This window comes from Rhodococcus sp. 2H158, from assembly GCF_053764755.1.
Window position 1 is genome coordinate 195,082 of sequence record NZ_JBSNCE010000004.1, and the last position, 14,802, is coordinate 209,883.

11 protein-coding genes are annotated in these 14,802 nt (G+C 73.5%); all 11 read left to right on the forward strand.

From position 1 onward, the window contains the following. Window positions 1–82 precede the first annotated feature (82 nt). Window positions 83–1,093 carry a 16S rRNA (cytosine(1402)-N(4))-methyltransferase RsmH gene (gene rsmH, locus ACWPOB_RS05605; protein ID WP_100058622.1) on the forward strand — a complete coding sequence of 337 codons (1,011 nt, stop codon included), beginning with the start codon at window positions 83–85 and terminating at the stop codon, window positions 1,091–1,093. 144 nt (window positions 1,094–1,237) lie between these two features. Next, a complete protein-coding gene (locus ACWPOB_RS05610) occupies window positions 1,238–1,912 on the forward strand; it encodes a hypothetical protein (protein WP_455400203.1) in 675 nt (224 codons plus the stop codon). Then, window positions 1,909–3,822 carry a peptidoglycan D,D-transpeptidase FtsI family protein gene (locus ACWPOB_RS05615; protein WP_455400168.1) on the forward strand — a complete coding sequence of 638 codons (1,914 nt, stop codon included), beginning with the start codon at window positions 1,909–1,911 and terminating at the stop codon, window positions 3,820–3,822. The genes ACWPOB_RS05610 and ACWPOB_RS05615 overlap by 4 nt, the downstream gene beginning before the upstream one ends. A 176-nt stretch (window positions 3,823–3,998) precedes the next feature. Further along, window positions 3,999–5,651, forward strand: a complete 1,653-nt coding sequence (locus ACWPOB_RS05620; protein ID WP_455400204.1) for a UDP-N-acetylmuramoyl-L-alanyl-D-glutamate--2,6-diaminopimelate ligase — start codon at window positions 3,999–4,001, stop codon at window positions 5,649–5,651. Next, window positions 5,648–7,174, forward strand: coding sequence for a UDP-N-acetylmuramoyl-tripeptide--D-alanyl-D-alanine ligase (locus ACWPOB_RS05625; protein ID WP_455400169.1), 1,527 nt, complete (start codon window positions 5,648–5,650; stop codon window positions 7,172–7,174). Before ACWPOB_RS05620 ends, ACWPOB_RS05625 begins: the two co-directional genes overlap by 4 nt. Beyond that, entirely contained in the window at window positions 7,171–8,253 is a 1,083-nt protein-coding gene (mraY, locus tag ACWPOB_RS05630) for a phospho-N-acetylmuramoyl-pentapeptide-transferase (protein ID WP_003934158.1), read from the forward strand. The genes ACWPOB_RS05625 and mraY overlap by 4 nt, the downstream gene beginning before the upstream one ends. Before the next feature lie 4 nt (window positions 8,254–8,257). Beyond that, window positions 8,258–9,763 carry a UDP-N-acetylmuramoyl-L-alanine--D-glutamate ligase gene (gene murD, locus ACWPOB_RS05635; RefSeq protein WP_455400170.1) on the forward strand — a complete coding sequence of 502 codons (1,506 nt, stop codon included), beginning with the start codon at window positions 8,258–8,260 and terminating at the stop codon, window positions 9,761–9,763. Continuing rightward, complete coding sequence (ftsW, locus tag ACWPOB_RS05640; protein WP_455400171.1) at window positions 9,760–11,262, forward strand: putative lipid II flippase FtsW; 1,503 nt, start codon at window positions 9,760–9,762, stop codon at window positions 11,260–11,262. Before murD ends, ftsW begins: the two co-directional genes overlap by 4 nt. Beyond that, complete coding sequence (gene murG / locus ACWPOB_RS05645) at window positions 11,263–12,417, forward strand: undecaprenyldiphospho-muramoylpentapeptide beta-N-acetylglucosaminyltransferase (protein WP_455400172.1); 1,155 nt, start codon at window positions 11,263–11,265, stop codon at window positions 12,415–12,417. Further along, the gene (gene murC, locus ACWPOB_RS05650) at window positions 12,414–13,946 is read left to right on the forward strand and encodes a UDP-N-acetylmuramate--L-alanine ligase (RefSeq protein ID WP_455400173.1); all 1,533 of its coding nucleotides are present in this window, start codon (window positions 12,414–12,416) and stop codon (window positions 13,944–13,946) included. Before murG ends, murC begins: the two co-directional genes overlap by 4 nt. Continuing rightward, window positions 13,943–14,677 (forward strand): cell division protein FtsQ/DivIB, encoded by a 735-nt coding sequence (locus tag ACWPOB_RS05655; RefSeq protein ID WP_455400174.1) that lies wholly within the window; start codon window positions 13,943–13,945, stop codon window positions 14,675–14,677. The genes murC and ACWPOB_RS05655 overlap by 4 nt, the downstream gene beginning before the upstream one ends. Window positions 14,678–14,802: the final 125 nt, after the last annotated feature.

The window sequence follows — 14,802 nt, forward strand, 5'->3', positions numbered from 1 at the left end:
TATCCGGAGGCGTGACTGCGAACCCCCCGACCGAAGCCACGATCCGATCGCCCACGAACCGAGCAGGACAACCGGAGGAAGAATGGCGGAGGGTCAGGACGCGGCGGCAGTTCCGGAGGCCGAGAGTCCGGAGAGCTTCGGTCACATCCCCGTCCTGCTCGACCGCGCCGACGAACTGCTCGGCCCCGCCATCGATGCCGCCGGCCCGGGTGCGATCTATGTGGACGCCACCCTCGGTCTCGGCGGACACTCCGAGCACTTCCTGCGTACCTACCCGGGTATGCGCCTGATCGGGCTCGATCGCGACCCCGACGCCCTGGCCGTCGCCCGCCGGCGGCTCGCGTCGTTCGCCGACCGCACCCAGTTCGTGCACACCCGCTACGACGGCATCGCCGACGCCCTCGCCTCGTGCGGACTGGATCGGGTCGGATCCGTGCATGCGATCCTGTTCGACCTCGGCGTGTCCTCGATGCAGCTCGACGAGGCCGAGCGCGGCTTCGCCTACTCCCGCGACGCACCCCTGGACATGCGAATGGACCCCACCACGGGCGTCACCGCGGCCGACGTGCTCAACACCTACAGCCACGGCGACCTCGCCCGCATCCTCAGCACCTACGGGGAGGAGCGGTTCGCCGGGAAGATCGCCTCGGAGATCGTGCGGCAGCGGGCGAAGACGCCGCTGCGCACGAGCGGGGAGCTGGTGGAGCTGCTGTACCGGGCGATTCCGGCCGCGTCCCGCCGCACCGGCGGCCATCCCGCCAAGCGCACGTTCCAGGCGCTGCGGGTCGAGGTCAACGGGGAGCTCGACTCGCTGCGCGCCGCGATCCCGGACGCCCTGGACGCTCTCGCCGTCGGGGGACGGGTGGTGTTCATGTCGTACCAGTCCCTCGAGGATCGCGTGGTCAAGCAGATTCTCACGCCGCTGACGAAGTCGAAGAGCCCGGAGGGGCTCCCGGTGGAACTTCCGGGTACCGGGCCCGAATTGCGGATGCTCACCCGCGGGGCGGAACGGGCGACGGAGCAGGAGATCGACGCCAATCCGCGTTCGGCGCCCGTGCGCCTGCGTGCCGCCGAACGAATCGCCAGGAGGTAACCGATGACCGTACAGGTGGCAGCACCTGCTCGCCGTCCGGCTCGATCCACGGCTGCGCAGCGCGCGTACCAGCGGCGCAGCCGTCGCACGGCGCACCTGACCCCGGACACGGCGACTCCCGCACCCGCTCGCCGTGCCGGTAGTGTGGCGGCGCGAATTCCGTTCGTGGCCACCATTATCGGTCTCCTCGGCGTCGGCATGGCCGTAACCCTGCTGCTGACCACCCGCGCCGCGGAGGACTCCTACCAGCTCAGCGCCGCACGCGAATACAACCAGCGGCTGATCCAGGAGCGCGCTGTGCTGCAGCGCGACGTCGAAACCGGCAACTCGGCGCCGGTGCTGGCGATGCAGGCCGCAAAGCTCGGCATGATCCCCACCGGCGAGGTCGCGCGCCTGGTCGTCGGCGACGACGGCGGTGTGCGCGTGGTGGGAACTCCGGCCCCCGCCGAGGGGGCGCCGGCCGCGCCGCTGAACCCCCCGGCAGCCGATGACCGGAGCCGGGCCCAGCTCCCGCCGCTCGCGGGTAGCGCGGGTAGCGAGAATCCGCGGCCGCTGACCCAGTCCGCCGGCACCGACCGGGCCGCCGCGCCGTCGGCCGGCGCCACGGGTGAGGCCCCCACCGCGACGACCCCGAGCGCCGCGCCGTCGGCTACGGCGGCGGTGCCGCCCGGGGCTACGGCGGCGGTGCCGCCCGGGGAGCCTGCCGCGGCACCCCGGGACGCCACGCCGTCGCCCGGCAATGCCGGGGCCGCGCCCGGTCAGCCGGAACAATTGGTGCCCGTGACCCCTGCGACGCACGCCGAGGACGGGCGCCGGTGAGGCGAGGGACCCCACCGTCTTCCCGGCCGGTCCGCGGCCGCCCTGCTCCTTCCCGCCGGCCGGCGCCCGCCCGGCGCACCCGCTCGCGCCCGGTCACCGGCGGAGCGGACACCACCGGGTTCCGGTTCCGCTACCGGTACGGGCGCGCAGTCATGTTCCTGGCCCTCGGTGTCGCGGCCGTGCAACTGCTGTGGGTTCAGGTCGTCCAGGCGCCGCAGCTGACCGCCGAGTCGGCCAGCCAGCGCACGACGCGGCTCGTCGAGCCTGCCACCCGCGGCACCATCGCCGACCGGAACGGCAGCCCGCTGGCCTACACGATGGAGGCGAAGGCGCTCACCTTCCAGCCCGTCCGCGTCCGGCGAGAGCTGGACGAGGCGCGCGCCGAGGACCCGACGCAGCCGGAGACCGGCGCGTATCTGGAGGGCCTCGCGAAGGCGATCCACGAGGCGCTCGGAGCGGCCGCCCCCGAGGACGAGATCCTCGACAAGCTGCGCAGCGACGAGACATTCGTCTATCTGGCGCGCGGCGTCGATCCGGCCGTTGCGACCTCGCTCGTCGACGAGTACGACAAGGTGGGTCTCGAGCGTCAGGACATCCGGCTGTATCCCGGCGGCTCGCTCGCCGCCAACCTCGTCGGCGCGACGGGCTGGGACGGGCACGGCCTCCTCGGGCTCGAGGATTCCATGGACTCCGTGCTCGCCGGCACCGACGGCTCCTCGACGTACGATCGGGGCTCCGACGGCGCGGTGATCCCCGGCAGCTGGCGCGATCAGCAACCTGCCGTCGACGGTTCCGCGGTGGAACTGACCATCGACTCCGACATCCAGTACTACGTGCAGCAGCAGGTGCAGCGCGCCAAGGACCTGTCCGGGGCGAAGAACGCGTCCGCCGTCGTGCTGGACGCCCGGACCGGCGAGGTCGTCGCCATGGCCAACGACGGCACGTTCGACCCGTCGATCGGGGTCGGCAACAACCCGAAGGACGCCGAACTCGGGAATCCCGCCGTCAGCACCCCCTTCGAGCCGGGGTCGGTGAACAAGATCGTCACCGCGGCCGCCGCGATCGAGGACGGCCTCACCACCCCCGACGAGGTCCTGCAGGTGCCCGGCACGATCCGCATGGCCGGCGTCACCGTCAAGGACGCGTGGGACCACGGCGTCGTGCCCTACACCGCCACCGGCGTGTTCGGAAAGTCCTCCAATGTGGGGACCCTGATGCTCGCGGAGCGGGTCGGCGAGGACCGGTTCGCGCAGATGCTCGACCTGTTCGGCCTCGGGCAACGCACCGACGTGGGCCTGCCCGGCGAGTCCGCCGGCAGCGTGCCGAGCCGCGAGCAGTGGTCCGGCGGTACCTTCGCCAACCTGCCGATCGGGCAGGGCCTGTCGATGACGCTGCTCCAGATGGCAGGGATCTACCAGGCCATCGCCAACGACGGCGAGCGGATCCCGCCGCGCGTCGTCCGGGCGGTCGTCGCACCCGACGGCACCCGCACCGAGACACCCCGGCCGGACCCGGTACGCGTGGTCAGCCCGCAGACCGCCGCCACCGTGCGCGACATGTTCCGCGCTGTGGTGCAGGACGACACCGGTAACCAGCGCGGCACCGGCACCCCGGCCGCGATCGAGGGATACCAGGTCTCCGGCAAGACCGGCACCGCCCAGCAGGTCGACCCCGCATGCAAGTGCTACTCGAACTCGAACTACTGGATCACCTTCGCCGGGATCGCGCCCGCCGACCGCCCCCGCTACGTGATCGGCATCATGCTCGACGCGCCCACCCGCAGCGCCGACGGCAGCGGCGGACAGTCCGCCGCACCGCTGTTCCACACGATCGCCTCGTGGTTGCTGCAGCGCGAGGGCGTGCCGCTGTCGGCGGACCCGGGCAGCAAGCTGATCCTGCAGGTGGACTGAGCCGCGTGGGTGCGGACGATCGCCGAGCACGTGTCGGCGGCACCGCCGCCCGTCGGTAACCTGACACGTCGGTACCGTGACACCGCGGTCGAGCCCCGGTGCTCGGGAACAGCGCGGCCGCGGGAGTAGAGGAACGGCAGGAGACACTGCCGCGGAGCGAGAGGAGCCTGGTGCCTGTGCCGTCGAGTCCGGACCCGTCCCCGCCGGGAGGCGGCCTGAGACCCGAGCATCCACCGGTGACGCAGCTCCGCGACCTCGCTGCCGCCGTGGGCGCCACCGTCGGCACCGTCGCACCGGGCGCAGCGGACGCCACGACCTCCGCCGCGGGCGCCCCGGTGTCCGTGACCGGCGTCGACCTGCGGGCCCAGGGGGTGCAGCCCGGCGACCTGTTCGCCGCACTCCCGGGCGCCCGCGCGCACGGCGCCGAATACGCCGCGGAGGCCCTGGAACGCGGTGCTGTCGCCGTCCTCACCGACGCCGCCGGATGCGAGCATCTCGCCGCCGTCGTCACCCGCACCGTGCCGGTGCTGGTCCACCCGGATCCGCGGTCGGTCCTCGGTGTCGTCTCCGCCGCCATCTACGGCGACCCGTCGCAGCACATGCAGGTCGTCGGCATCACCGGCACCTCCGGCAAGACCACCAGCGCCTATCTGGTCGAGGCGGGGCTCGCCGCCGCCGGGCGGGTCACGGGCCTGGTCGGCACCATCGAGACCCGGCTCGCGGGCCGGCGGGTCCCCAGCGCGCTCACCACCCCCGAGGCCCCGCAGCTGCACGCCCTGTTCGCGGCCATGCGCGAGCAGGGCATCGACACCGTGGTGATGGAGGTCTCGAGCCACGCCCTGTCCCTGGGGCGGGTCGCCGGGGTCCGCTTCGCGGTCGGTGCCTTCACGAACCTGTCCCAGGACCACCTCGACTTCCATCGCGACCTCGACGACTACTTCGGGGCGAAGGCCCGGCTGTTCGCGGCGGACTCGCCCGTGCGGGCCCACCGTGCCGTCGTGTGCATCGACGACGAGTGGGGCGTGCGGATGGCCGGGATCGCCCGGGCCGCCCACCCCACGGAGCCCGAGGCGGTGCGCACCGTCGCCACCACCGGAACCGCCGACTGGACGGCGACGGCGGTCCGCACCGAGCCGTCCGGCTCCCAGGTGTTCACCCTCGCCGGGCCCGACGGCACCGCACGGCGCGTCGCGGTCCGCCTGCCCGGCCACTACAACGTCGCCAACGCCGCCCTCGCCGTCGCGGTGTGCGCGGCGGTCGGGGTCGACGTCGACGCCGCGGCCGCCGGCATCGCCGACGTCGACGTACCCGGACGGGTGGAGCGGGTCGACCGCGGGCAGGGTTTCCTCGCCGTCGTCGACTATGCGCACAAGCCGGCCGCGCTCGAGGCCGTCATCGCGACGTTGCGCGGACGGGCAGCCGGCGGCCGGCTCGCCGTCGTCGTCGGTGCGGGCGGCGACCGCGACCACGGCAAGCGGCCGCTCATGGGCGACGTCGGAGCCCGTGGGGCGGACCTGCTCGTCGTCACCGACGACAATCCCCGCACCGAGGATCCGGCGGTCATCCGGGCCGCGCTGCTCGCCGGTGCCCGCGCCGTCCCCGAACAGCAGCGGGGGGAGATCCGCGAGATCGGCGACCGGGCCGCCGCCGTCGAAGCCGCCGTGCGCTGGGCACGTCCGGGCGACATCGTCCTCGTGGCAGGCAAGGGCCACGAGACCGGCCAGGAGATCCGCGGGGTCAAGCACCCCTTCGACGACCGCGAAGTGCTCGCCGCGGCCATCGACCGGTTCGCCGGCGCAGGTAGCGAGCAGTACGGAGGCACCGAATGATCCCGATGACACTCGCCCGCATCGCGGAGGTGGTCGGCGGGACACTGCACGACGTCGACGACCCGGCCGTCGAGGTGACGGGCACCGTCGAATTCGACTCCCGCAAGGTCACCCCGCGCGGGCTGTTCCTGGCGTTGCCGGGGGCCCGCTCCGACGGGCACGACCACGCCGCCGACGCCATCGCCGCCGGCGCCGCCGCGGTGCTCGCCGCCCGACCGGTGGGTGTGCCCGCCGTCGTGGTGCCGCCGGTGCCGCCGGTCGAGACCAACTCGCTGGCCTTCGAACACGACACCGACGGCTCGGGTGCCGCCGTCCTCGCCGCGCTGGGTGCCCTCGCCCGCGCCGTGGTCGACGAGCTCACCGCCTCCGGACTGACCGTCGTCGGCGTCACCGGATCCGCGGGCAAGACCTCCACGAAGGACCTGCTCGCCGCGGTGCTCGCGCCGCTCGGCCCGGTCGTCGCCCCTCCCGGCTCCTTCAACAACGAGCTCGGACATCCGTGGACGGCGCTGCGCGCCACCACCGACACCCGATTCCTGGTGCTGGAGATGTCGGCCCGCGGACCCGGGCACATCGCCGCCCTCGCCACCGTCGCGCCGCCCCGCATCGGGGTGGTGCTCAACGTCGGCACCGCCCACCTGGGGGAATTCGGTTCCCAGGAGGTCATCGCCCGGACGAAGGGGGAGCTCGTCGAGGCCCTGCCGGCCGCCGAGGAGGGCGGCGTGGCGATCCTCAACGCCGACGACCCCCTGGTCGCCGCGATGGCACCGCGCACCCGCGCCCGCGTGGTGCTCGTCGGCAGCGACCCGGCCGCGCATGTCCGGGCCACCGACGTCCACCTCGACGAGCACGCCCGTCCCACGTTCACCCTCGTCGTGCGCGACGACGGCACCGAGCGCCGCACCGCGGTCACCCTCGCGGTGCACGGCGAGCACCACATCGGCAACGCCCTCGCGGCCGCGGCCGTCGCGCTCGAGTGCGGCGCCACGCCCGAGCAGGTCGCGACCGCGCTCGGCGGTGCCGGTGCGGTGTCGGCGCACCGAATGGACGTGCGCAGCCGTGCCGACGGCGTCACCGTCGTCGACGACGCGTACAACGCCAACCCGGACTCGATGCGGGCGGCGCTCAAGGCGCTGGTGACCATGGCCCGCGCCGGCGACAGCCCGCGGCGGACCTGGGCGGTGCTGGGGGAGATGGGCGAACTCGGTGACGAGTCCGTCGTCGAGCACGACGCCATCGGCCGGCTCGCGGTGCGCCTGGACGTCACCCGCATCGTCGCGGTCGGCGCGACCCGCCCGGTCCGCGGTCTCTACCAGGGTGCGGTGATGGAAGGATCCTGGGGCGACGAGGCGAGCCACGTCCCCGACGCCGCCGCCGCGATCGAGCTCCTCGAGCGCGAGCTGCGGCCCGGCGACCTGGTACTGGTCAAGGCCTCGCAGTCCGTCCGGTTGTGGACGGTGGCGGAGGCGATCCTCGCAGGAACGGCGGGTACGGCAGGAACGGAAACGGAGGCTGCACGGTGAGACAGATCCTTTTCGCCGCGGGAATCGCACTGGCGGTGTCGATCCTGCTGACACCGGTGCTGATCAAGGCATTCTCGCGGCAGGGATTCGGTCAGGAGATCCGCGTCGAAGGACCGCAGAGCCACCAGTCCAAGCGCGGCACACCCACCATGGGCGGCGTCGCGATCCTCGCCGGCCTGTGGGCCGGCTACTTCGGTGCTCACGCGATCGGCCTGGCCTACGAGGGGGCGGAGGGACCGTCGGCCTCGGGTCTGCTCGTGCTGGGCCTGACCACCGCCCTCGGCGGCGTCGGCTTCCTCGACGACTTCATCAAGATCCGCAAGCAGCGCAATCTGGGCCTGAACAAGACCGCCAAACTGGTCGGCCAGCTCGTCGCCGCGGTCGCGTTCGGCATCCTCGCCCTGCAGTTCCGCAACGGCGACGGACTCACCCCGGGCAGCACCCACCTGTCCTACGTGCGCGACATCGCTACCGTCTCGATGGGCGCGGTGGTGTTCATCCTCTTCGTGTACCTGCTCGTCAGCGCGTGGTCCAACGCGGTCAACCTCACCGACGGCCTCGACGGGCTCGCCGCCGGGTCGATGAGCCTCGTGCTCGGCGCCTACGTGATCATCACGTTCTGGCAGTACCGCAACTCGTGCGTCGCCGACCCCGGCAAGGGCTGCTACGACGTGCGGGACCCGCTCGACCTGGCGCTGCTGTGCGCCGCCGGCGCCGCCGCGTGCATCGGCTTCCTGTGGTGGAACGCCGCCCCCGCGAAGATCTTCATGGGCGACACCGGCTCGCTCGCCCTCGGCGGCATGCTCGCGGGCCTGTCCGTCACCACGCGCACCGAGCTGCTCATGGTGGTCATCGGCGCGCTGTTCGTCGCCGAGGCGGCGTCCGTCGTCATCCAGGTGGCGGTGTTCCGGTCCAGCCGGCGTCGCGTGTTCCGGATGGCGCCGTTCCATCACCACTTCGAGCTCGGCGGCTGGGCGGAGACGACGGTGATCATCCGGTTCTGGTTGCTCGCCGCCATCGCGTCGGCCATCGGCATGGCCCTGTTCTACAGCGAATACCTAGCGGCGATCGGGGACTGACACCGTGACAGACGAACTGCGCCGCCAAGACCTGGACCGACTCCGCGGCGCCCGCGTGCTCGTCGCCGGCGGCGGGATGTCCGGCCGTGCCACCCTCGCTCCCCTCAGCGACCTCGGCGCGACGGTGACCGTCACCGACCGCGACCCGCAGGCCCTCGCGCGCTGCCGCGAGCTCGGCGCCGACACCGTCGATCTCGACGACCTCGTCGCGGACGCGTCGTCGCTGCACGAGTATGCGCTGGTCGTGACGAGCCCCGGCTTCGCGCCCGACGCGCCGCTGCTCTCGCACGCCGCCGGCGCCGCCGTGCCGATCTGGGGCGATATCGAGCTGTCCTGGCGCATCGACCGCGCCGAGATCTACGGCCCGCCGCGGCGCTGGCTCGTCGTCACCGGCACCAACGGCAAGACCACGACGACGACGATGCTGCAGTCGATCCTCGAGGCCGCCGGGCTCGCGTCCGTGGCCTGCGGCAACATCGGCCTGCCGGTCCTCGACGCACTGCGCCGCGCGGAACCCCGCGCCGACGTCCTCGCCGTGGAACTGTCGTCGTTCCAGCTGCACTGGGCGCCGTCCGTGCGGCCCGAGGCCGGCGTGATCCTCAACATCGCCGAGGACCACCTGGACTGGCACGGCGGGATGGCGGGCTACATCGACGCCAAGGCACGGGCGCTGTCCGGCACCGTGGGGGTGCTCGGCCTCGACGATCCGATCGCCGGGGGCCTGCGCGACCGGTCCCGTGCCGTCGTCACCGTCGGCTTCACGCTCGGCTACCCGCAGCCCGGTGAGCTCGGCATCAGTGGCGACGTCCTGGTCGACCGGGCCTTCGCCGACTCGGCGGTGCTCGCGTCGGTTGTCGACGTGACCCCTGCCGGGCCGGCCGGCCTGTCCGACGCGCTCGCCGCCGCGGCGCTGGCCCGCGCGATCGACGTACCCGCCTCCGCGGTGCACGACGGTCTGCGCCGGCACCGGGTCGGTCCGCACCGCGCCGCCCCGGTCGGCACCGTCGGCGGCGTGGCGTACGTCGACGATTCGAAGGCCACCAATCCGCACGCGGCCCGCACGTCGCTGTTCGCCCACGACCGGGTGGTGTGGGTGGCCGGGGGTCTGCTCAAGGGCGCCCACGTCGACGACCTGGTGGCGGAGGTCGCCCCCCGCCTCGCCGGGGTGGTGCTGCTCGGCCGCGACGCCGACCGCATCGCCGACGCGCTGGCGCGACACGCCCCCGAGGTCCCCGTGGTCCTCCTCGACACGCGCGACGATGGGCAGATGAGCACGAGCGAACCGAGGACGGCCCCGGCTGCGGCGCGCCGGGTGGCGCTGCCGGGGGCGGACGGACCCGCGGCCATGCGGGTCGCGGTGCGTGAGGCGGCGTCGCTGGCGACGGCGGGGGACACCGTGCTGCTGGCGCCGGCCGCCGCGTCGCTGGACATGTTCGCCGACTACGCGCAGCGTGGTCGCGCGTTCGCTGCCGCGGTCGAGGAGCTGCGCGGGGGCGGGACGGGGCAGTGAATGCCCCGCAGCCCGCCGACGGGGCGGCGCGGAACCGGGTCGGGCTGTGGCTGGCCCGGCCGCTGGCCTCGTTCCACCTGATCGTCACGATCGCGGTGCTGCTCACCGTGCTGGGCCTGGTGATGGTCCTGTCGTCGTCGAGCGTCGAGGCCGTCGCCACCAACGGCTCGGCCTACGGACTGTTCACCTCGCAGGCGATCTTCGCCGCTCTCGGCCTGGTCATCTTCTATTTCGCCCTGATCGTTCCGGTGCGGGTGCTGCGCCGGTTCTCGTTCCCGGCCTTCGCGGTCACCGTCGTGCTGCTGGTGCTGGTGCTCATCCCCGGCATCGGCACGCTGTCCCAGGGCACCCGGGGGTGGTTCGTCATCGCCGGCGTGTCGCTGCAGCCGTCGGAGCTGGCCAAGATCGCCATCGCCGTGTGGGGCGCGCACCTGCTGGCGTCGCGCCGCGGCGACCGCTCCAGCGCCCGCGAGATGATGGTTCCGCTGGTTCCGGCGACCCTGGTGGTCACCTTGCTGATCATCCTCCAGCCCGACCTGGGCACCACCGTCTCGCTCGCCATCATCGTCCTCGCGCTGCTCTGGTTCGCGGGTCTGCGGCTGCGGGTGTTCCTGACGATCGTCGGTACCGCCGCCGGCCTGGCGGTGCTCCTCGCGCTGACCGCCGGGTACCGGTCCGCGCGGGTGCGTGCCTTCTTCAACCCCGGCGCGGACCCGCAGGGCATCGGCTATCAGGCCCGCCAGGCGAAGTTCTCCCTGGCCGACGGCGGGTTCTGGGGCCGTGGGCTCGGGCAGAGCCGCGCCAAGTGGAGCTACCTGCCCAACGCACACAACGACTTCATCTTCGCCATCATCGGCGAGGAGCTCGGCTTCCTCGGCGGCCTGGCGGTGATCGGCCTGTTCGGTCTGTTCGCCTACGCCGGCCTGCGGATCTCGCTGCGTTCGGTGGATCCGTTCCTGCGGCTGCTCACCGCCACCGCCACCACCTGGATCATCGGGCAGGCCTTCATCAACATCGGCTATGTCGTCGGGTTGCTGCCCGTCACCGGCCTGCAGCTTCCGCTGGTCTCGGCCGGCGGCACCTCCACCGCGACGACGCTGCTGATGTTCGGCCTGATCGCCAACGCGGCGCGGCACGAACCCGAGGCCGTCGCCGCCCTGCACGCCGGGCAGGACGGCCGCTTCGGGCGGCTGCTGCGGCTGCCCAAGCCGGAGCAGTACACGCCGTCGCGCGGTGAACCCGTGCGGCTCGACGCCTCCCGGCGTGCCGACCCCGGCCGGATCGAGGCACGCCGGGCCGGCACCGCCGACCGGAGCGGCGGCACGGCGACCCGGGAGCGGCAGACCCCACGGGGTCGCACGCCGCAGGAACGCGCCCGCGGTCAGGGCCGCGCGGCGCAGCCCGTCGCTCCGCGGGATCAATCCCCACGGCAGCCGAGGCGTCGCGGGCACGACGACGAACAGCAGAGACGGACGAACCGGAGAGCGAGGAAACCGTAGGTGAGCGGCGAGCAGATTGCCCTGTCCGTGGTGGTGGCCGGGGGTGGCACCGCCGGGCACATCGAACCGGCCCTCGCGGTCGCCGACGCGATCCGCCGGCTGGTGCCGACGGCGACGATCACCGCGCTGGGCACCGAGCGGGGGCTCGAGACCACCCTCGTGCCGCAGCGCGGCTATCCACTCGAGCTGATCCCGCCGGTGCCGCTGCCCCGCAAGCTCACCGCCGACCTGGCCAAGCTGCCGGCGCGGGTCCTCGCCTCGGTCCGCCGGACCCGCGAGGTGCTCGACCACACCCACGCCGACGTCGTCGTCGGATTCGGCGGCTACGTGGCGCTGCCCGCCTACCTGGCCACCGGTGCCGGACCGCTGCGCCGCCGGCGCCGCATCCCTGTCGTCGTGCACGAGGCCAACGCCCGCGCCGGCATCGCCAACAAGATCGGGGCCCTGCGCGCCGAGCGTGTCCTGGCCGCCGTCCCGGGTTCGGGCATCGTGCGCCGCGGCGACGCCGAAATCGTCGGCATCCCGGTCCGGTCGTCGATCACCGGGCTGGACCGGGCTGCGCTGCGGGCGGAGGCGCGGGCGCACTTCGGACTCCCCCCGGAGGGGCCGGTGCTGCTGGTGTTCGGCGGCTCGCAGGGCGCCCGTTCGCTCAACGAGGCCGTCTCGGGAGCCGCCGGGCCGCTCGCCGCGGCGGGCATCGCCGTGCTGCACGCCCACGGCCCGAAGAACACCGTCGACGTGCCCGCACGTCCCGAGCACGACCGGTATCCCTACGTCGCCGTGCCCTACCTGACCCGGATGGACCTGGCGTACTCCGCCGCCGACGCGGTGATCTGCCGCTCCGGGGCGATGACCGTCGCCGAGGTGTCCGCGGTCGGCCTGCCGGCGGTGTACGTGCCGCTGCCGCACGGCAACGGGGAGCAGGAACTCAATGCCCGGCCGGTGGTGGCGGCGGGAGGTGGAATGATCGTGGCGGACGAGGAACTGACGCCGGCGTTCGTGGCCGATGCGGTGATCCCCCTGCTGCGCGACGCGGCCCGCCTGACCGAGATGGGACGGCGTGCGGCAGCGGCAGGCCACCGCAGCGCCGCCGCCGAGGTGGCGCGGATCGTGCTGGACGTCGCAGGCGTGGAAGCGAACAGGAGTGATCGATGAGCGAGCAGCTGCCCCCGCAGCTCGAGCGGGTGCACATGGTGGGTATCGGCGGGGCCGGGATGTCCGGCATCGCCCGGATCCTGCTCGCTCGCGGCGGGAAGGTCTCCGGATCGGACGCCAAGGAGAGCCGCGGTGTGCTGGCGCTGCGCGCGCGGGGGGCCTCGGTGCGCATCGGACACGACGCGAGCGCGCTGGATCTGCTCGAGGGCGGTCCCACCGCCGTGGTGACGACGCACGCCGCGATCCCCCAGGACAACCCCGAGCTGGTCGCCGCCCGGGAACGCGGCGTTCCCGTCCTGCTGCGCCCGGCGGTGCTGGCGGCCCTGATGCGCGGGCACCGCACCTTCCTGGTCGCCGGCACGCACGGCAAGACGTCGACGACGTCGATGCTGGTGGTGACGCTGCAGCACTGCGGCTTCGACCCGTCCTTCGCGGTGGGCGGCGAGCTCAACGAGTCCGGCACCAACGCGCACCACGGCAGCGGCGACGTGTTCGTCGCCGAGGCCGACGAGAGCGACGGCTCGCTGCTGCAGTACGACCCCGACGTGGTGATCGTGACCAACATCGAGGCGGACCACCTCGACTTCTTCGGCACGGAAGAGGCATACGTGCGGGTGTTCGACGAGTTCGTCGACCGCATCGCCCCCGGCGGGCTGCTCGTGGCGTGCCTCGACGACCCCGGCTCGGCCGCCCTGGCGCGGCGGGCGACGGCCCGTCGCCCCGACGACCTGCGGATCACCGGATACGGCACGGCGGCAGTGGTGGGCGACCGCGCCGAGGTGGACGGCGTGCCGGTCGGCGTGCGGCTGCTCAACTGGGAGGCCAAGGACGTCGGGGGAGTCGCCGAGTTCCACCTCGCCGACGAGGCGGCGCCGCGCACGGTGCGGCTCTCCGTCCCCGGCCGGCACATGGCCCTCAACGCGCTCGCCGCACTGCTCGCCTCCCTCGAGGCGGGCGCCCCGGTCGAGGAGGCCGTCGAGGGCCTGGCCGGCTTCGGGGGCGTGCACCGGCGATTCCAGTACAGCGGCCGCGAGCACGGTGTGCGGGTGTTCGACGACTACGCCCACCATCCCACCGAGGTCCGCGCCGTCCTCGCCGCGGCCGCGGAACTGGTCGCCGGCGAACCGGTCCGCTACACCGAGACCGGCACCGAACGGCCCCGCGTGATCGTCGTCTTCCAGCCGCATCTGTACTCGCGCACCGAGACCTTCGCCACCGAGTTCGGTGCGGCCCTCGACCTCGCCGACGAGGTCGTGGTGCTGGACGTCTACGGCGCGCGGGAGGAGCCGCGCCCGGGCGTGAGCGGTGCCCTCGTCGCGCGATCGGTGTCCAAGCCCGTGCACTACCAGCCGGATCTGTCCCTCGTGCCGCGGCAGGTCGCGCGGCTGAGCCGTCCCGGCGACGTCGTGATCACCATGGGCGCCGGCGACGTGACCATGCTCGGCCGCCAGATCCTCGACGCATTGCGCAGCAAGCCGGGCCGGCTGCGGCCGGGGGCTCCTGCCGGACCGGGGCCGGTCGGGTCGTGACGCCCGCCTCCGCCACCCGCACCCGGCCCCGCCGGGCGGCGCGGCCCGCGCGACGGCCGTCGGGCCGGTCCGTGCGGGTGCGGACCGTGCTGATCGGCGCGGCGGTGGTGGCGGCCGTGCTCGGACTGATCGCGGCCGCCTGGCTGTCGCCGTTGCTGTCGGTGCGCAACGTGGAGGTCGTCGGCGCGACGGCGATCCCGCAGGACGAGGTGCTGGCCCGCCTCGAGCTGGCGGAGGGCACGCCGCTGCTGCAGGTCGACACGGCGGCGGCGGCACAGCGGGTCGCCACGTTGCCGCGGGCCGCGTCGGTGCGGGTACAGCGCGTCTACCCGTCCACCGTGCGGGTCACGGTGACCGAGCGGGAGGCGGTGTTCTTCGTAGACACGCCCGACGGCACCCACTCGCTCGACGCGGACGGGGTGGACTTCGCGGTCGAGCCGCCGCCCATGCTGACCCCGCGCCTCGTCACCCCCGACCCCGGTCCCGGCGATCCCGCGACGGCCGCGGCGATCGAGGTGCTCGAGGCGCTGCCGCCCGAGCTGCGCGTCCAGGTGGGCGAGGTGGCCGCTCCGTCGGCGTCCGAGGTCTCGCTCACGCTGCACGACGGCCGGGTCGTGGTGTGGGGTGGGGTGGAGCGCTCGGAGCGCAAGGCTCAGGTGGTGCTGCCGCTGCTCACCCAACCCGGCCAGACCTATGATGTGGCGGGCCCCGACCTGCCGACGGTGCGATGACGGCGCGGACGGCGATCGAGGCACGGGGACGAAAATCGTGACCGCCGTCGGCGCGCCTGCTGGCGGATCGCCGCCACCGTGCCATAGCGTTTCGCAGCAGTCGAGATACTTGACATAACCATCGA